The following is an 18,241-nucleotide window of genomic DNA, read 5'->3' on the forward strand; positions in this document are numbered from 1 at the left end:
GGGTTTCACATCGTGGCGCGCAGGTGGCTGACCGTGACGAAGTGGTAGCCGCGGGCGCCGAGGGTGCGCAGGATCTCGGGGACCGCGGCCACCGACGTGGCGTGGATGTCGTGCATGAGGACGACGTCATTGCGCCGCACCTTGCCGATGACGCTCTGCGCCACCTTCGCGGCGTCGGGGTACTTCCAGTCCTCGGTGTCCAGGGTCCACAGCACGGGTGAGAGCTTGGTGGCGCCGCGGACGGTGCTGTTGACCGCGCCGTAGGGCGGCCGGAAAAGGGTGGGTTCCTTGCCGGTCGCGGTCTTGATGGCCGCGCTGGTGCGGTTCAGCTGGTAGGCGACCTGCTCGGAGGTGAGCTTGGTGAGGTCGGGATGGCTCCAGGAGTGGTTGCCCACCTCGTTGCCGGCGCGTGCCTCGGCGCGGACCAGGTCGGGGTGGGCGACGACATTCTGGCCGACCGTGAAGAAGGTGGCCCGGGCGTCGTACTGCGCCAGGTAGGTCAGCAGGGTCGCCGTCTCCGGGACGGCGGGCCCGTCGTCGAAGGTCAGGGCGACGCACTTCACCTTCTCGCAGTCGGTGTCGTCGTCGCCGGAGGCCGTGTGCGTGGGTACGGCCGGAGTGGGGGTGGCCGCCGCCCCGAGGTCGAGCGCGCCGGACGGCCGTACGGTCTGCTGCTGGGCGCGCTTGCCGAAGGCGGACAGCCAGGGGGTGACCGTCGCCCTGGGAAAGGTCACGACGTAGGTGCCGGCGGCGGGGGCGCCGACCTCGCCCCGGTCGAAGGTCACCCGCAGTCCGCCGTCGGCGGTGTAGACCATGTCGTCCAGGATGGTGGTCCGGTTCGAGGGGTCGGCGAACGCCTCGTCCACCGTGCCCGCGTCGGTGCCCTCGCGTCCCTCGAGCTGCTTCTTCAGGGCGGAGACGAAGGCGTCCCGGGACCCGTCGGCGATGAGCCCGAGCGCGGTGCGGTACGCGCCCGCCCGACCGTCGTACCAGTAGGTGCGCACACTCAGCCCGCTGCCTGCCGCAGAGTGGTCCTGGGTGGTGAGCCGGACGCCGAGGACGTCCCCGGAGGCGACCAGGAACTGGTGGCTGATGTTGAGCTCGCCGACAGCGCCGGCCCCGCCGCCGTCGTCGCACGCCGTGCGGAAGGTGGCCAGGCGTCCGTCCACGTCCTTCTTCATCGCGGCTGTCATGGCCTCGGCGCCGGGCACGTCCGGGTAGCCGGCCGCGAAGGGGCAGGACGTGTCCTCGCTGCTGTCGTTGACGATCCGCAGACCCTTGATCTTCGAGGGGTCCACCGTCCGCACCGGCGCCGTGCCGGAGGTCGATCCGGGCCGCGCTCCGGCGGGCGACGGATCCGGCGTCCCGGAGGACCCGGGCGCACAGGCAGCCGTCAGGGAGAGCGAGCCGAGCAGCAGGAGGGAGGGAAACAGGAGGTGCGTACGCATGAGACCAGAACCTGAACTAGAGGGCTTGTCGGAGTCCGATCGTCCAGGTCAGAGGCATTTTTCAGCGACCGTCACCGTCACTGTGAACAAAAGAATCCCGCTCAGCGCGCCGCCGCGCACACCTGCCGGTACGGCAGGCCGGGCACGTACGTTTCCCACTGGGCCTCGGTGAGTCCTCCGCCCACCCGGTCGCACAGGATGCGGGCGACGTCGTCCGCGCCGACCGGGTGCCGCTGGAGCAGCACATCCGGACCACCGGCGTACAGGGTCGAGCCGTCGCGGGTGAAGGCGAGGGTGTCGATCTCGTCGCCGGGCGTGGGCAGGTCGCTGCCGAGGAGCCGTTGCCCGGCGCTGTCCCACAGGCGCAGGGTGCCGTTGCGGCCGCCCACGGCGAGCGTGTCCCCGTCGGGGGAGAAGGCGAGCGCGCCCACGGCTTCGGGCTCGCCCACGGAGACGGTGTCGGAGGTGCCGGTCAGGATGCCCGTACGGGTGCGCAGGTCGCCGTCCCACAGGGTGACGTGCCCGGTGGAGTCGCCGACGGCGAGCCGGGTGCCGTCGGGACTGAAGGCCAGGGCGGTGACCTGCCGGCCGTCTGCCAGGGCGCGTCCGCGCACGTGACCGGACGGCAGCTCGGCGTACCGGTCGGCGGAGCCGGCGAGCAGCCGGCCGTCGGGCCGCAGGGCGAGCCTGTCCGCGTTGAGGGCGCTCAGGCCGGCCGTGCGGCGGTGGGCTGCGGTGTCCCAGACCTCGGTCGTGCCGTCGCCGCTGGGTGAGCGCGCGGCCAGCAGCGTCCGGCCGCCGGTGCCGAGAGCGAGAGCGGAGACGATGCGGTCCGCCGCGCCGGACGTCTGGAACGACGTACGGATCCGGTGGGCGGGGACGTCCCAGATGGTGAAGCGCTGTCGGAGGGAGCCGTGCGAGGACACGGTGTCGGCGACGGCCAGTGCCCGGCCGTCCGGACTGAAGGCCAGCGGTGGGACACCGTCGGCACCGTCGCCCGGCAGGGCACCGAGCGTGGTGCGGGCGAGGACGGCGCCCGTACGTGCAGCGCGCAGTTCGAAGCGGTAGCCGGAGCCGGAACGGGTGGCCGTGGCCAGGACGGTGCCGTCCGGGCTGAGCGCGGTCACGTCGGCCGGGGTGCTCTGCCAGTGAGCGTCCAGGCGGTCGCTCAGGTCGTATGTGCGCACTGTGGCGCCGTCGAGATGGCGCAGCGTCCGGCCCTTGCCCGGGGCCCAGGTCAGGCCGCTCACCTCGGCGCCGGCCAACGGAGTGTGGAAGACCTGCCCGCCGCCCAGGCTCAGCGACCACACGGCGATCTCCTGGTCGTCGGCCGTGGCCAGGAACCGCCCGTCCGGGGAGAGGACGGCCTGGGTGAAACCGCTGGTGCCCCCGCTCTGGAAGTCGGCGACCTGCTGTCCGCCGGAGACCTCCCAGACCGTGGCGGTGTTACCGGAGAGCACGGCCAGGCGTCGCCCGTCCCCGCTGAACCGCAGCTGACGGGAGCCGTGGTCCGCCCCCGAGCCGGTGCCGCAGAGGGTGCCGCCCGCCTTATCCCAGGACCCCGGCAGCCTCTTGCCTTGGACGGTGTCCCACACCTGGGGCGCGCCGTCGGCGGGACACAGCGCGAGGAGGCGGCCGCCCGGGCCGACCGCGGCGGCGGTGAGGGCGCGCGGGGTCCGCGTGCTGAACAGAACCTTGCCGTCCCCGCCCCGGCGCACCGTGACCGGACCGGGACTGTCCACCGGCCCGGTGCCGAAGGCGCTGCCGTCGGACGCCGCCCAGTAGGCCGCGTCACCCAGCTCGGCGACAGGTCTGTGAGCGGCGAGGTTCCACAGTTCGCCACCGTCCTGGCCGATCAGGACGACAGAGCGGGCGTCGAGGCCGGCGTCGGAGATCTCCGCGCCCGCCGGCAGTCGGTAGGTCGCGGTGACACGGTGGTCGGCCACGTCCCGGACGGTCACTTCGGAGCCGGTGACGGTGATGAGGGCGCGGCCCTCATCGGTGAGGAAGCGCCGGGAGTTCTCACCCGTCTGCGGGTCGGTGAACGCGTCCCGCTCCGGTCGGGCCTGGGCGTCGAGCAGGGCCGAGCGGGACTCGGTCAGCGGAGCGAGCCGCCAGGCCGCGACGGAGAGCAGGGCCGCGGTGCGGGGGTCGGCGGAGCGCAGACTGTCGGCCACCGTCGCCAGTCGGCGGGCGGCCGCCTTGGCCGCCTCTTCGTCACTCGCCCGGTCGCGCTGCCAGGCCAGCAGGCCCGCGGCCAGAGCCAGGACGAGGAACGCGGAGAGACCCACGGCGAGCAGACGGGTACGGCGGGCGGCTCGCGTCCCTGCCTCCCGCTCGGCATCGCGCGCGGCGCGGGAGGCGTTGAGGAATGACCGCTCCAGCTCGGCGAGGTCGTCCTGGGGCTGCCCGGCGAAGAGCTCCTCGGCCTGGGTCAGTCGCGTGCCCCGGTACAGCGCTCCCGGGTCCCGGTCCAGTTGCTGCCAGGCACGGGCCGACTCCCCGAGCAGCCGCTGTGCTCGCAGCCGCCCCCGGCCCTCCTCGATCCAGCCGGCCAGCCGGGGCCAGCCGGTGATCAGTACCTCGTGGGCCAGCTCGACCGTGTCACCGTCCAGGGTGACCAGCCGGGCGGCGACGAGGCGTTCCAGCACGTCCCGCGCGTCGGACCCCAGCTCGGCCCGGGACGCCGGGCGGCGCGTGTCGGGGGCGCCGTCGCCGGGGGTGATGAGCCGCAGCAGGATACGGCGGGCGGTACGGGCCTGCTCCGGCGCGAGGTCGCCGTAGACCTGCTCGGCGGTCGCGGCGATCGCCCCGCGCACGCCACCGGCCTCCTCGTACGCGGCCAGCGTGAGAGTACGGCCGCGGCGACGGCGCCAGGTCTCCAGCAGGGCGTGCGAGAGCATCGGCAGGGCGCCGGGCTGGTCGGAGACCTCGTCGACGACGCGGGCGGTCAGCGCGCGCTCCACGTTCAGGCCCTCGGCGATCGCGGGCTGTGTGATCACGTCCCGCAGTTCCTCGCGGCCCATCGGTCCGATCAGCAGAGTCGCTCGACCGACCGCCTCCGCGAGCTGTGGATGGGTGCCGCAGTGGCCGTAGAAGTCACCCCGCACGGCGATGGCCACGCGCAACCGGCTCGTGGGTTCGCGGGCGGCCAGCAGCAGATCCAGGAAACGGTCACGCTCCGCGCGGTCCTGGCAGAGGGTGAACAGCTCCTCGAACTGGTCGACGATCACCCAGGTGTCCAGGCCACCGTCCTCGCCTTCCCCGTTCCCGTCCCCGTCCCCGTCGGACTTCGGGACGAGCGCGCGCTCGTGGGTGCGCGCGGGCTGTTCACCAGGGGTGAGTACCCGGATCACCGCCGGGCGGTCGGCGCCCTGCGCCTGCCGCAGAGTGGGGATCAGCCCGGCCCGCAGCAGCGACGACTTGCCGCTGCCGGAGGGGCCGGACACAACCGCGAACCGGTGCGTGCGCAGCAGCTCCAGCAGCTGGCCGACCTGCTTGTCCCGGCCGAAGAAGAGAGCACTGTCACCCGGTTCGAAACGGGCCAGGCCCCGATAGGGCGCCCGCTCCTCGGCCGAGGCCGCCCGCACGTCCGCATCCGCCTCCCGCCAGCGCCGCTCCCATTCCTCGGGATCGGCGTCCAGTACCTGGACGTACGCCCGCAGCAACGCGAGCGAGGGCAACTGGTCGCCGGCCGCCGCCTGCGACAACGCGGTCGTCGAGTATCCCGCCCGCTCGGCCATCTCCCGGTACGGCGGCTTTCCCGCCTTCTCGCGCAGCAGGCGCAGTTCGTGCGCGAGCCGCTGCACGGGCCCGGCCTCGGGGTCCACCGGCTTCTCTCGTCGTCCCACCGGGCCGTACCTTTCGCCCTGCAAACACACCATTGACCGGCGCCCAACCTACGTTCGGCCGCGGAGCCGAGCCAATTCCGGCCCAGTCCGCGGACGCGGGACGGACACGGCCGTGCCTCCGGCCGATACGGGGGAGACACGGCGCCCGAGGCCTGCACGAGGGGGGGGGCGGGCGGGCCCCGCGCGGGAGCTCGGCCGTTCGGCCGGGGTGCGCGGCACTCTGTGTCGCCGAAGGTGGCCTTTCGGTCGGGTCGCGCCGTGGATCTCCTGAGCAGCGTGCGCGTCCTCGGCGTGTCTCCCGGACCGGAAGGTCGTCGGCGGGGCCCTCCTGAGGGTGTCCGGCATCGTCCTTCTGCTGTCGGCCACAGGCGTGGGCCTGCTGGTCGCCGGTCTGGACGGCACTGCGCTGTGGCCTCAGCTGGTGGTCCGGCCGATCGGTCTGGCCGCGGTCCTGCGGCCCACCGCCTGGCGGCCGAGGTGGCTCCCCACGGCACACGTGTCCGAGCAACTGGTCACCGGTTGCTGGACGTTCACGCAGGGGGACGCCCGGGAGAACCTGGAGAAGATCCCGGACACCGCGGACTCCTCCGACACAGCGCGGGCGTCCAGGCAGGCCAGGGAGTCAGACCGCGACGCTCGCGCTCCCGTCCGCAGGTCGCTGTTCCCAGAGCGTCTCGCCTTGGACCTCCATGACGACGGTTCCGGAGTCGTTGGTGAGGGTGCCCCGGCTGCGGACCACGGCTGTGCCGTCGGCGCGGGGGCGGACCTCCATGATCTCCATGGAGCCGTGCAGTACGTCCCCGGGCCTGACCGGCGCCCGCATGCGCACGGGTCCGAGTTCGCGGCCGGCGATGAGGGCGGCGCGCGACAACACCGCGTCCACCACGAGGCGTTGGAGAAGTGCGACGGTGTGGAAGCCGCTGGCGATGAGGCCCCCGAAACGGCTCGCGGCCGCGGCGTCCTCGTCCGTGTGCAGGGGGAGAGGATCGAAGCGGCGGCCGAAGTCGAGGATCTCCTCCCTGGACACCTCGGTGCTGCCCAGCTCGAACACGGTCCCGGCGTGAAGGTCCTCGGCGTAGAGCACGGCGCTCACCGCCGTTCCGGCGTCGGCGCGGACCTTGCAGGATCCTGTTGTCGGGCGGACCGGTCGATGTGCACGCCGTGTCGCATGCGGTCTCCGTTCGTGTCCTTGTCGCGGTGGCTGATGGCGGTCGGGCCCAGGCGTCAGTCGAGTTCCGTGACGAACCGCCAGAGCAGACGGCCGAAGGTCTCGACGTCCTCGTCGGGCCATCGGCCGAGCCGCTCCTCGAGGCCCTGGCGCTGGTGTTGCCTGACGCGGGTCAGGCAGGCGAGACCGGTGTCGGTGAGTTCCAGCAACTTGGTCCTGGGCCGCGACGGGTGGGCCACCCGTCGCAGCAGGCCGTCGTCCTCGAGCGCGGACAACTGACGGCTGACGGTGGACTTCTCCAGGCCGTATCGCTCCGCCAGATCGGAGGCGGTCGGCTGGGGGAAGGACCCCACGTACGACAGCATCGTGTAGGCGACGAAGGACAGTTCGTCGTACATCCTGTTCTCGCGCACCTTGGCGTTGCGGGAGAACAGGATGATCGCCTCGTGGATCACGTCGAGGGGCTCGTCCCGTGTCGGCATGGCGACATCATTGAGTTGCGCGAAGCAACTGTCAAGGTTGTGTCGTGCAACTCTCGTCCCACTGGTGGGCCGCGACCCCGAAGGGGACACCCGAAGGGGGTGTCCCGACATCCAGCGCGAGCCTGTTCGCGCAACGGATCGTCGCCCCGCATCACCGTCCATGGCACGGTCACGGTCTCCGGCGCGGGCGGCCGAACGGTGGTGATCAGGCCGACGAACGCGTCGACCTGGCAGGCCGTGAACCTGTAGTGGGCCGACCTGAAGCCGGCCCAGTAACCAGGTCATCGTCTCCCGCGGGACCTCACCCATCCGGACTTTGTCCTGAGTGTGGAAAAAGACGCGTCGAACTCCGACCTAAGTACTTCCCAGTCTGGAAAATCGTTGTTACGTTCCTCTTCAACAGCCTGACGGCGCAGTCGGTGCGGACAGGCGCCTGGATCCTCGGCCATGGGTGAGGGGAGGGGAGGGATCGTGCGACGGATGACTGCTCGACCTGAGAACGCGCATCAGGCGCGGCTGCTTCATCTGCTGCGTGACAACGGCTCCAACTCTCGTGCCCAGCTCGGTGATCTGGTGGATCTGTCCCGCTCGAAGCTGGCCGTCGAAGTGGACCGGCTGCTGGAGACGGGGCTGGTCGTCGCGGACGGGCTGGCCCCCTCGCGGGGCGGGCGGCGGTCGCACAACATCCGGCTCGCACCGACGCTGCGTTTCCTCGGTGTCGATATCGGTGCCACGTCCATCGACGTCGCTGTGACGAATGCGGAGTTGGAGGTCCTGGGGCATCTGAACCAACCGATGGACGTGCGCGAGGGCCCGGTCGCGGTCTTCGAGCAAGTCCTGTCCATGGCCGCGAAGTTGAGGGCGACGGGGCTCGCGGAGGGGTTCGACGGTGCCGGCATCGGCGTGCCGGGGCCGGTCCGGTTCCCCGAGGGTGTTCCGGTGGCTCCGCCGATCATGCCGGGCTGGGACGGGTTCCCGGTCCGGGAGGCGCTGAGCCAGGAGCTGGGCTGCCCGGTCATGGTCGACAACGACGTGAACCTGATGGCGATGGGGGAGCAGCACGCAGGCGTCGCGCGTTCCGTGGGTGACTTCCTCTGCGTCAAGATCGGTACCGGTATCGGGTGCGGCATCGTCGTCGGCGGTGAGGTCTACCGCGGGGCGACGGGCAGCGCGGGCGACATCGGGCACATCCAGGCCGTGCCCGGTGGCCGCCCCTGCGCCTGCGGCAACCAGGGCTGTCTGGAAGCTCACTTCAGCGGGGCCGCGTTGGCAGGTGACGCTGAGCAGGCCGCACGCGAGGGCCGGTCGGCGCAGCTTGCCGCCCGGCTGGAGACGGCCGGGCGTCTGACGGCCGAGGACGTGTCGGCTGCCGCGGCGGCGGGGGACGCGGTGTCCCTGGAGCTGATTCGGGAGGGCGGTAAGCGTCTGGGCCAGGTCATCGCCGGGCTTGTCAGTTTCTTCAATCCGGGGCTGGTGGTGATCGGCGGCGGTGTGACCGGGCTCGGGCACACGTTGCTGGCCAGCGTTCGGACCCAGGTGTACCGGCAGTCGTTGCCGCTCGCCACGCGCAATCTGCCGATTGTGCTGGGGGAGTTGGGGCCGGCGGCCGGAGCGATCGGCGCGGCGCGGCTCATCAGCGACCACGTCTTCTCGCCCGCCTGACCGCTGCCCGACCCGGTCGGCAACGGATCACCACTCGGCCACCGCACCCCCGTGGCCTCGCCACGACGTCACTGCAAACCCACTGGCGTCGCCCGACAACGCGCCTCGGTGACCCCGAGGCGCCATCACGACACCCGTAGCACCACGGCAAGACCACCGCTCCACCACAGTCCTGCCGTATCCAGCGCTTGAAGCGCCAGCGGCCGACCGGCTCCCAACACCCCACAGTTCTCAGGCCATTGGGCCTGCCCTGCTCAGCCCCTTCGCCCCGGCGGCACGCCGCCCCGGGCTTCCCAGAGCTGTCCACGTACCCGAACCACCCTGTCCGGCTCCGCTCGTTCACGGCCCGTACCCGCCGAGGGGATTCCTCATGGCACCACCAGCACCCCTGCTCACCATGTCCGGTATCACCAAGTCGTTCCCGGGTGTTCGCGCCCTGGACGGTGTGGATCTCGAGGTCCAGGCCGGTGAAGTCCACTGCCTGCTCGGCCAGAACGGAGCCGGCAAGTCCACTTTGATCAAAGTGCTCGCCGGAGCGCACCAGCCCGACAGCGGTGAGATCACCTGGCGGGGCGAGGCCGTGACCCTGGGGTCGCCGATCGCCGCCATGCGCCTTGGCATCGCCACCATCTACCAGGAACTCGATCTGATCGAGGGGCTGTCCGTCGCGGAGAACGTCTTCCTCGGGCACGAGCCGACCTCCGCCGGGTTCGTCGTGCGCGGCTCCGCCGCCCGTACGGCGACCGCGGAGTTGCTGGAACGCTTGGGGCACTCGGAGATCGCCCCCTCGCGACTCGTGGGTGACCTCTCCGCGGCGCAGCAGCAGATCGTCTCCATGGCCCGCGCGCTGTCCCACGAGGTCCGGTTGATCGTGATGGACGAGCCGTCGGCGGCGCTCGACCCCGAGGAGGTGGACAACCTCTTTCGGATCGTGGGTGATCTGACGGCTGAGGGGGTCGCCGTCATCTACATCTCCCACCGCCTCGAGGAGATCCGGCGCATCGGGGACCGGGTCACGGTCCTGAAGGAGGGCCGGTCGGTCGCGGGCGGGCTGCCCGCCGAGTCGACGCCGACCCAGGAGGTCGTGTCCCTGATGACCGGGCGGAATGTGGAGTACGTCTTCCCCGAGCGCCCCCACACCGGGTTCGCCGCGGGTAAGGATCCGGTGCTGACGGTCGAGGGGCTCACCCGGCGAGGGGAGTTCGCGCCAGTCGATCTGGAACTGCGGCCCGGTGAGATCGTCGGTCTGGCCGGGCTCGTCGGATCCGGGCGCAGCGAGATCCTGGAGACGATCTACGGGGCTCGCAGGCCTGACGGCGGCCGGGTCCTCGTCGAGGGCACACCTCTGCGCCCGGGAAGCGTCCGCGCCGCCGTCCGCGCCGGCATCGGCCTGGCGCCCGAGGAGCGCAAGGCGCAGGCCCTGCTGATGCTGGAGTCCGTCAGCAGCAACGTCTCGGTCTCCACCCTGTCCAGGTTCGCCCGCGCGGGCTGGATCGACCGGCGGACCGAGCGGGCCGCGACCCACCAGGCGGTTCGGGAACTGTCCCTGCGCCCGGACAATCCCGATGCCGCGATCAGGACCCTGTCCGGCGGCAACCAGCAGAAGGCGGTACTCGCACGCTGGCTGCTGCGGGGCTGCAAGGTGCTGCTGCTGGACGAGCCGACCAGGGGTGTCGACATCGGCGCCCGGGCGGAGCTCTACGCCGTGATCCGCCGGCTGGCCGACGAGGGCCTGGCCGTACTGCTCGTGTCCAGTGAGGTGCCCGAGGTCCTGGGTCTCGCCGACCGGGTGCTGGTGCTGCGTGAAGGCAGCGTCGTGCATACCGCGGACGCCCGGGAGCTCGACGAGCACCGTGTACTCGATCTTGTGATGGAAGGGAGCCCGACGCCATGACGCAACCGGCCACCGCGGCGCAGAAGCAAACACCGTCCGACGCCAAGTCCGCGGAGGATCAGGGCAGTTCACGTCGGCCCGGGCTGCGGTTCGACGTGCGTACGCTGTCCCTGCTCGGAGTCCTCGCCGTCCTCGTCGCGGTCGGCGGGATCACCGCACCGGACGAGTTCCTGGCGACGAGCAATCTGCAGCTCGTCCTCACCCAGGCATCCGTGATCGGCGTCGTCACCGTCGGCATGACCTTCGTCATCACCAGCGGCGGGATCGACCTGTCGGTCGGCGCGATGGTGGCTCTCGCCTCGGTGTGGGCGACGACCGTGGCGACCCAGGAGTTCGGGTTCGCCGGCATCCTCTTCACCGCGGTGATCGTCGGTGTGGGCTGCGGCCTCGTGAACGGTCTGCTGATCGCCTACGGCAGGATGGTGCCGTTCATCGCGACGCTGGCCATGCTCGCCTCGGCCCGTGGCCTGGCGTTGCAGATCACGGACGGCAGCACCCAGGTCGTGAGCGTGGACTCGGTGCTCGATCTCGGCGGCAGGGATTCCTACGTCCTTGGCATCCCGCCTCTGGTCCTGATCTTCGGCGCGGTCACCGTCATCGGCTGGCTGCTGCTCAACCGCACCACCTTCGGCCGCCGCACGATCGCGGTCGGCGGCAACGCGGAGGCCGCCCGCCTCGCCGGCATCGACGTCCGCCGCCAGCGTCTGTACCTGTACCTGCTCTCCGGGCTGTGCTGCGGTATCGCCGCGTTCATGCTGATCGTGCTCGCCGGTTCGGGCCAGAACACCAACGGCAACCTCTACGAGCTGGACGCCATCGCCGCGGCGATCATCGGCGGCACCCTGCTCAGCGGCGGCCGCGGCACCATCATCGGCTCCGTCCTCGGTGTCCTGATCTTCACCACGATCACCAACATCTTCGCCCTGAACAACCTCGAGACCGCTGTCCAGCAGATCGCGAAGGGCGCCATCATCGTCGCCGCCGTCCTGGTCCAGCGCCGCTCGCTGCACGGCGACACCTGACGCCGTACCGCACACCGCCGGACGGCGGCCCCTGACCCCGCCGTCCGGCAACCCCGCCTTCCCCAACCGACGTACACCGCCCAGTCGAAGGGTCGATCCGCCATGGCAAGAACCCCCGCCACCAGCCGCAGAGCGCTGCTGTTCGGCACCGCAGCCGTTTCCGCCGGCGCGTTGTTGACGGCCTGCACCAGCAATGAGCCCAAGGACCAGGAACCGGCCGCGGACAACGCCGCCCCGGTCGCCGACGACAAGCCGGGCAAGGCCGTCACCATCGGCTTCGCCGGCCCGCAGGCCGACCACGGCTGGCTCAACGCCATCAACGACAACGCCAAGTCGCGTGCGAAGAAGTACTCCGACGTCACGCTGGAGATCACCGAGGGGTCCAACGACACCGCCCAGCAGATCGGCCAGATCCAGACCCTGATCAACAAGAAGGTCGACGTGCTGGTGATCCTGCCGGCCGACGGCAAGGCACTCACCCAGGTCGGCCTGCAGGCCATGAGGGCGGGCATCCCCGTCATCAACCTGGACCGCGTCTTCGCCTCGCCGCAGGCCTACCGGTGCTGGATCGGCGGCGACAACTACGGCATGGGCCTCAACGCCGGCCACTACATCGGCGAACAGCTCAAGGACACGAAGAACGCCAGGGTCGTCGAACTCGCCGGCCTGGACAACCTGGAGCTGACCCAGCAGCGCACCAAGGGCTTCGACGACGCCCTCAAGAACTACCCCAACATCAAGAAGGTGGCCCGCCAGGCGGCCGACTTCACGGTGGAGTCCGGGCAGGCCAAGATGGCCCAACTCCTCCAGGCCCAGTCGAAGTTCGACGCGCTGTGGAACCACGACGACGACCAGGGGGTCGGCGCGCTGCGCGCCATCGAGCAGGCCGGTCGGGACGACTTCCTGATGGTCGGCGGCGCGGGTGCCAAGTCCGCGATGGACGCCATCAAGGCCGGCGACAGCGTGCTCAAGGCGACCGTCCTGTACCCGCCGACGATGGCCGCCTCCGCCATCGATCTCGCCCGGGCGCTCGGACAGGGCAAGGGCGTCGGCGGCCTCGCCGAGTTCGAGATCCCGTCCTCGCTGACCCTCTACTCGGCCGTGGTCACCAAGGACAACGTCGACCAGTACCTGCCGACCGGCTTCATCTGACCGGGCCGGGCCGTGCGCCGCGCGAACACAGTGATGAGTCAGTGACACTCCGACGAGGAGGAATCCGTATGGAACAGAGGGACAGTCGGACCGCACCGCCGGCACTCGGCGTGGGCATGGTCGGCTACGCGTTCATGGGCGCCGCGCACTCACAAGGGTGGCGCACCGTGGGGCGCGTGTTCGACCTGCCGCTGCGGCCGGTCATGGCCGCGATCGCCGGCCGCGACGCGCACGCCGTGCGGGCGGCGGCCGACAAGCACGGCTGGGCCGCGGCGGAGACCGACTGGCGTGCCCTCATCGCCCGCGATGACGTACAGCTCGTCGACATCTGCACACCGGGTGACAGCCATGCGGAGATCGCGATCGCGGCGCTGGCGGCGGGCAAGCACGTGCTGTGCGAGAAGCCGCTGGCCAATTCGGTCGCGGAGGCGGAGGCCATGGCGGCGGCCGCCGAAGAGGCCCGCGGGCGCGGGCAGTTGGCCATGGTGGGCTTCAACTACCGGCGGGTGCCCGCCCTCACCTTCGCCCGCCGGCTCATCGCCGACGGCAGGCTCGGCACGCTGCGCCACGTACGGGTCAGCTACCTCCAGGACTGGCTGGTCGACCCCGACTTCCCGCTGACCTGGCGGCTGCAGCGGGAGCACGCGGGGTCGGGGGCGCTCGGTGACCTCGGCGCGCACATCGTCGACCTCGCGCAGTACCTGGTGGGTGAGCCGCTGGTCGGCGTCTCCGCCCAGATGGAGACCTTCGTCAAGGAGCGCCCCCGCCTCGACGGCGCCTCCTCGGGCCTGTCCGCATCCGGCGGCGCCCAGCGCGCTCCGGTGACGGTCGACGACGCGGCCGTGTTCACCGGGCGGCTCGCCTCCGGGGCGCTCGCCACGTTCGAGGCGTCCCGGATGGCCTCGGGGCGCAAGAACGCCCTGCGGCTGGAGATCAACGGCGAGTCCGGTTCGCTCGCCTTCGACCTGGAGCGCCTCAACGAACTGTCCTTCCACGACCACCGGGAGCCCGCCGCCACGGCGGGGTTCCGCAGGATCGTCGTCACCGAGGCCGAGCACCCCTACCTGGAGGGCTGGTGGCCGCCGGGCCATGCGCTCGGCTACGAGCACACCTTCGTCCACCAGGCCCGGGACCTGGTCGAGGCGATCGCGTCGGGCACGGACCCGGTGCCGTCGTTCGCCGACGGGTTGCAGGTGCAGCGGGTGCTCGCCGCGGTGGAGGAGAGCGCGCAGAAGAACTCCGTCTACACCCCCGTCCAGGCCGTCGAGGCCGAAGTCCGCTAGAGAGCCGTCAGGATCCCCGCTCGGAGGCACCATGCCACGCCCGTTCACCCTGTTCACCGGTCAGTGGGCCGATCTGCCGCTGGAGGAAGTGTGCCGACTGGCCGCCGAGTTCGGCTACGACGGGCTCGAACTCGCCTGCTGGGGAGACCACTTCGAGGTCGACAAGGCGCTTGCCGATCCGTCCTACCTGGCTGGGCGGCACGCCCTGCTGGAGAAGTACGGCCTCAAGTGCTGGGCGATCTCCAACCATCTCGTCGGCCAAGCCGTGTGTGACCACCCCATCGACGAACGGCACCAGGGCATCCTGCCCGCCCGGATCTGGGGCGACGGGGAGCCTGAGGGGGTACGCCGGCGGGCCGCGGCCGAGATCAAGGACACGGTGCGGGCCGCGGCCGCCTTCGGCGTCGACACGGTCGTCGGGTTCACCGGATCGTCGATCTGGCATCTGGTGGCGATGTTCCCGCCGGTGCCGGAGCGGATGATCGAGCGCGGTTACGAGGACTTCGCCGAGCGCTGGAACCCGATCCTGGACGTGTGCGACAGCGAGGGTGTCCGCTTCGCCCATGAGGTCCATCCGAGCGAGATCGCCTACGACTACTGGACCACGCAACGGGCGTTGGAGGCGGTGGACCACCGCCCGGCCTTCGGCCTCAACTTCGACCCCAGCCACTTCGTCTGGCAGGACCTGGACCCGGTCGGCTTCCTCTACGACTTCCGGGACCGGATCTACCACGTCGACTGCAAGGAGGCTCGCAGGCGTCTGGACGGGCGCAACGGCCGGCTCGGCTCCCATCTGCCCTGGGGAGACCCGCGCCGCGGCTGGGACTTCGTCTCCGCCGGACACGGTGACGTGCCGTGGGAGGACGTGTTCCGGATGCTGCGTTCGATCGGTTACGGCGGGCCGGTCTCCGTGGAGTGGGAGGACGCAGGCATGGACCGCCTCGTCGGCGCGCCGCGTGCGCTCGCCCATCTGAAGCGGTTCGACTTCGACCCGCCTTCGGCATCCTTCGACGCCGCCTTCGCGGGCGGCGACAACTAGCCTTCTCGGCGCATATCGGTTCCGCCCACGCGTAGTTGGGGCGTCGGCGGACCGTGGCCGCCTCCCGTGACCTGGTGAGAGCCGGCCGGTCGGTGCCCGGTGGCGGGCGAGCCACTGGGCCGATCCGGGCTGCCTCGACCTCACTTTGTCCTGATCAAGGAAAAAGTTCGTCGCTTCGGTGCGCAAAGGGTTCCGGTCGAGGACGAACGGGGCTACGGTCCCTTCGTGCACAAGCGCCACACAGTGGTTCGAAACTGACGCCGCATTAGGTCGCACGGCGCACGGTTCGTGCGACCGGCTCCGGAGGACGTCCCTGCACGGCGCAGGGTGACGAATCCTCAGGTATCCCGTATCTCTCGCCCGCGGCCGAAGCCGCCCCAATGCCGGCGGTGGACGGGCAGGCCCCCCGGCCCCCGGCCCACCGTCCTCCACACCACATCGGTACCTCGACATGGCAGGGAGGCAGCCCGTGAACAACGACGGGACAGCATCGGAGCCCCAGACCGGCGGGCCGACCGCACGCACCGGCGTCTGGTTCGTCGGAGCCCGCGGATCGGTCGCCACCACCGCCGTCGCCGGATGCGCGGCGGTCGCCGCCACACTGCATCCGCCGACCGGCATGGTCACCGAGACGCCGCCGTTCGACGGCACCGGCCTGCCGCCCCTGACCTCACTCGTCTTCGGCGGCCACGACACCACCCACTGCCCGCTGCCCAAGCGGGCCGAACAGCTCACCGAGGCGGGCGTCCTCCCGCACGGCCTCGCCCCCGCCGTGCGGGCCGAACTCCAGGCCGCGGACAAGGAGATACGGCCGGGCGGCCCGCTCCCGAACGACCCGCGCGGCGACGAGGAACTCATCACGGACTTCGCCGCCGACCTCACCTCCTTCCGCGAACGCAACGCACTGACACGGGTGGTCGTCGTCAACGTCTCCTCCACGGAGCCGCTGCCCGCACCCGACGCCGTACGACTGCCGCCCAGCTCCCTCTACGCGTCCGCCGCCGTGCGGGCCGGCTGCCCCTACGTCAACTTCACACCGTCCACGGGGCTGCGCACCCCGGCCCTCACACAAGCCGCCGCGGCAGGCGGACTTCCGCACGCGGGTCGCGACGGCAAGACAGGCCAGACACTGCTGCGGGCCGTGCTCGCCCCGATGTTCGTCCAGCGCGCCCTGCCCGTGCGGGCCTGGTCCGGCACCAACCTGCTGGGCGGCGGCGACGGCGCGGCGCTCGCCGACCCGGGCGCGGCCGCGGCGAAGAACGCCGGCAAGGAACGCGTCCTCGCCGAAACCCTCGGCCACACCCCGCAGGGTGAGGTGCACATCGACGACGTGCCGGTGCTCGGCGACTGGAAGACCGCCTGGGACCACATCGCCTTCGAGGGCTTCCTCGGCTCGCGCATGATCCTCCAGACCATCTGGCAGGGCTGCGACTCGGCCCTGGCCGCACCGCTGGTGCTGGACCTGGCCCGCCTGGTCGCCCGCGCCCACGAGGCGGGCCTGTCCGGACCGCTGCCGGAACTGGGCTTCTACTTCAAGGACCCCGACGCGGGCCCGGCCGGGCTCTCCGAACAGTTCACCGCACTGCTGTCCTTCGCCGACCGCCTGCGGGAGGCCCAGTGATCCGCTCCCTTCCAGCCCACGGCGCATCGGCGCGCCGTCGTCCCCCGTGACCTTTCACGCCCAAGCGGCAGCCACGGCCGCCTCCCTCGAGCGACGACGACAGTCCGCTCGTCCTTGTCCCCACCCCCCGCACAGTGTCCGGCCGCGTCGCGGCCACCGAAGTGAAGTCCCTTCTCCTGCGGCCCGCCGGCTTCGCCCGGGACGGCGATGTCAGGCATCCGCAGCACCGCGACAACGAAAGTGAGAACCCCTGTGACCGCGTTCAACGACGAAGCCGTCACCAGCGACGCCCTGCGCCGCACCCTCGGCGTCAGCCGCCGCCGTTTCCTCACCACCTGCACGGCCGTCACCGGCGCGGCGATCGCCGCCCCGGTCTTCGGCGCCGCACCCGCCCTGGCACAGGACAGATCCGCGGCCGCCGACGCCGACCGGGGCCGTTCCGCTCTGGTCCCGCCGCACAAGCGCGGCATCATCCTCTACACCGTCCGTGACGCGGTGGGCCGCGACCCGCTGGCCTCCGATCTGCCCTCCGGTTTCCGTGAGGTGTTCAAGCAGCTGTCGCGCTTCGGCTACCGCCAGGTGGAGTTCGCCGGATACGGCCAGCACGCCAACGCGCCCGGCGGCGCCGATCTGGGCACCGTCCAGGGCGCGAAGCTGCTGCGCTCCTGGCTCGACGAGTACGGGCTGCGGGCGCAGGGCAGCCACGGCTTCATCCCGCCGTCCTGGCCTTTGACGACGGCCGACCTGGACACCTTCAAGCGCTGGCTGGAGATATCCAACATCCTCGGCATGGAGCACATGGGCACCGGCGCCGACCCCGTCAACACCCCCTACCGGGCCGACTGGGACGCCGCCGCGCAGAAGTGGAACACCCTGGGCTCCATCGCCCGCCGCGAGGGCATCAAGCTCTACACCCACAACCACGACAGCGCCTACGACTTCCTGCTCGACGGCGGCCCCCTCGACGCCCAGGGCCGGCCGACGCGCAGCTCCGGCATCCGCAAGCTGGAGTACTTCCTGAAGACGACGGACCGCAAGAGCGTCTATCTGGAGCTGGACGTCTTCTGGGCACACGTGGCCCAGTACAAGTTCCACACGTACACCGCCCACGACGGTTCGCAGCGCGAGGACGTCTTCGACCCGGCCGCACTCGTGGTCCGCAACACCCAGCGCTTCCCGCTCTTCCACGCCAAGGACGGGGTCGTCAACCTCCAGAACGGTATGGGCTACGACATGGTGCCGTTCGGCACGGGCGACATCGACTACCGGAAGTTCTTCACCCGGGTCGGGGCGAAGAACTACCACAACCCGATGGTCGAGCAGGACAACGCACCGAGCGCGACGGTTCCCGGCCAGTCCCTGGAGTTCGCCCGCATCGGCTACGGCAACCTCGCGGCCCTGCGCCCCTGCAACTGACACAGCGTCACCCGTGGCGCCCGCCCCGCGCCTTGGCGTCGGGCGGGCCCCCGGGCCTGCCCGAAACGACCCGGAACCCAAGGCGAACTTTCCTCGAAACGGTTGAAACTTTGTCCTTGACGAGTTGAAAGTGTGCGCCCTAGCGTCCAACTCACGCATTTCGCCTGGCTTTTCACCCGCCGGCCAGACCAAAGGAGTTCTGA

General features: G+C 71.1%; 12 protein-coding genes. 8 read left to right on the forward strand and 4 right to left on the reverse strand.

Annotated elements, in window-relative coordinates:
• Positions 1–5: 5 nt before the first annotated feature.
• The 4 genes from OG381_RS43905 to OG381_RS43920 all read right to left on the reverse strand — a co-directional run bounded on the left by OG381_RS43905 (position 6) and on the right by OG381_RS43920 (position 6,949).
• Positions 6–1,448, reverse strand: coding sequence for a polysaccharide deacetylase family protein (locus tag OG381_RS43905; protein ID WP_327721582.1), 1,443 nt, complete (start codon positions 1,446–1,448; stop codon positions 6–8).
• A 101-nt stretch (positions 1,449–1,549) separates the two neighbouring features.
• On the reverse strand, positions 1,550–5,299 hold the full coding sequence (locus OG381_RS43910; RefSeq protein ID WP_327721583.1) for an nSTAND1 domain-containing NTPase: 3,750 nt from the start codon (positions 5,297–5,299) through the stop codon (positions 1,550–1,552).
• A gap of 622 nt (positions 5,300–5,921) precedes the next feature.
• Entirely contained in the window at positions 5,922–6,392 is a 471-nt protein-coding gene (locus OG381_RS43915) for a MaoC/PaaZ C-terminal domain-containing protein (RefSeq protein ID WP_327721584.1), read from the reverse strand.
• A 131-nt stretch (positions 6,393–6,523) separates the two neighbouring features.
• Positions 6,524–6,949 carry a MarR family winged helix-turn-helix transcriptional regulator gene (locus OG381_RS43920; protein ID WP_327721585.1) on the reverse strand — a complete coding sequence of 142 codons (426 nt, stop codon included), beginning with the start codon at positions 6,947–6,949 and terminating at the stop codon, positions 6,524–6,526.
• A 480-nt stretch (positions 6,950–7,429) separates the two neighbouring features.
• On the opposite strand from OG381_RS43920, the gene OG381_RS43925 reads away from it, so the two are divergent.
• From OG381_RS43925 to OG381_RS43965, 8 genes are all read left to right on the forward strand, one after another.
• Positions 7,430–8,611: an ROK family transcriptional regulator gene (locus OG381_RS43925; protein WP_327721586.1), complete on the forward strand. Its 1,182-nt coding sequence runs from the start codon at positions 7,430–7,432 to the stop codon at positions 8,609–8,611.
• Positions 8,612–8,981: 370 nt separating this feature from the next.
• Entirely contained in the window at positions 8,982–10,505 is a 1,524-nt protein-coding gene (locus tag OG381_RS43930; protein ID WP_327721587.1) for a sugar ABC transporter ATP-binding protein, read from the forward strand.
• Positions 10,502–11,527 carry an ABC transporter permease gene (locus OG381_RS43935; RefSeq protein ID WP_327721588.1) on the forward strand — a complete coding sequence of 342 codons (1,026 nt, stop codon included), beginning with the start codon at positions 10,502–10,504 and terminating at the stop codon, positions 11,525–11,527. The genes OG381_RS43930 and OG381_RS43935 overlap by 4 nt, the downstream gene beginning before the upstream one ends.
• Before the next feature lie 102 nt (positions 11,528–11,629).
• The gene (locus OG381_RS43940) at positions 11,630–12,679 is read left to right on the forward strand and encodes a substrate-binding domain-containing protein (RefSeq protein ID WP_327721589.1); all 1,050 of its coding nucleotides are present in this window, start codon (positions 11,630–11,632) and stop codon (positions 12,677–12,679) included.
• 68 nt (positions 12,680–12,747) lie between these two features.
• Positions 12,748–13,962: a Gfo/Idh/MocA family protein gene (locus OG381_RS43945; protein WP_327721590.1), complete on the forward strand. Its 1,215-nt coding sequence runs from the start codon at positions 12,748–12,750 to the stop codon at positions 13,960–13,962.
• A 31-nt stretch (positions 13,963–13,993) separates the two neighbouring features.
• Positions 13,994–15,001: a sugar phosphate isomerase/epimerase family protein gene (locus tag OG381_RS43950; protein WP_327721591.1), complete on the forward strand. Its 1,008-nt coding sequence runs from the start codon at positions 13,994–13,996 to the stop codon at positions 14,999–15,001.
• 451 nt (positions 15,002–15,452) lie between these two features.
• Positions 15,453–16,622: an inositol-3-phosphate synthase gene (locus OG381_RS43955; RefSeq protein WP_443061988.1), complete on the forward strand. Its 1,170-nt coding sequence runs from the start codon at positions 15,453–15,455 to the stop codon at positions 16,620–16,622.
• A gap of 252 nt (positions 16,623–16,874) precedes the next feature.
• Positions 16,875–18,038: a sugar phosphate isomerase/epimerase family protein gene (locus tag OG381_RS43965; protein WP_327721593.1), complete on the forward strand. Its 1,164-nt coding sequence runs from the start codon at positions 16,875–16,877 to the stop codon at positions 18,036–18,038.
• Positions 18,039–18,241 lie beyond the last annotated feature (203 nt).

This window comes from Streptomyces sp. NBC_00490 (assembly GCF_036013645.1).
Classification (GTDB): domain Bacteria; phylum Actinomycetota; class Actinomycetes; order Streptomycetales; family Streptomycetaceae; genus Streptomyces; species Streptomyces canus_F.

Bases quoted from the DNA above. Each gene is read 5' to 3' on its own strand.
- OG381_RS43955 (WP_443061988.1), top strand. From the start codon at position 15,453: ATGGCAGGGAGGCAGCCCGTGAACAACGACGGGACAGCATCGGAGCCC.
- OG381_RS43925 (WP_327721586.1), top strand. From the start codon at position 7,430: ATGACTGCTCGACCTGAGAACGCGCATCAGGCGCGGCTGCTTCATCTG.
- OG381_RS43930 (WP_327721587.1), top strand. From the start codon at position 8,982: ATGGCACCACCAGCACCCCTGCTCACCATGTCCGGTATCACCAAGTCG.
- OG381_RS43920 (WP_327721585.1), bottom strand. From the start codon at position 6,949: ATGCCGACACGGGACGAGCCCCTCGACGTGATCCACGAGGCGATCATC.
- OG381_RS43905 (WP_327721582.1), bottom strand. From the start codon at position 1,448: ATGCGTACGCACCTCCTGTTTCCCTCCCTCCTGCTGCTCGGCTCGCTC.
- OG381_RS43945 (WP_327721590.1), top strand. From the start codon at position 12,748: ATGGAACAGAGGGACAGTCGGACCGCACCGCCGGCACTCGGCGTGGGC.
- OG381_RS43940 (WP_327721589.1), top strand. From the start codon at position 11,630: ATGGCAAGAACCCCCGCCACCAGCCGCAGAGCGCTGCTGTTCGGCACC.
- OG381_RS43935 (WP_327721588.1), top strand. From the start codon at position 10,502: ATGACGCAACCGGCCACCGCGGCGCAGAAGCAAACACCGTCCGACGCC.
- OG381_RS43950 (WP_327721591.1), top strand. From the start codon at position 13,994: ATGCCACGCCCGTTCACCCTGTTCACCGGTCAGTGGGCCGATCTGCCG.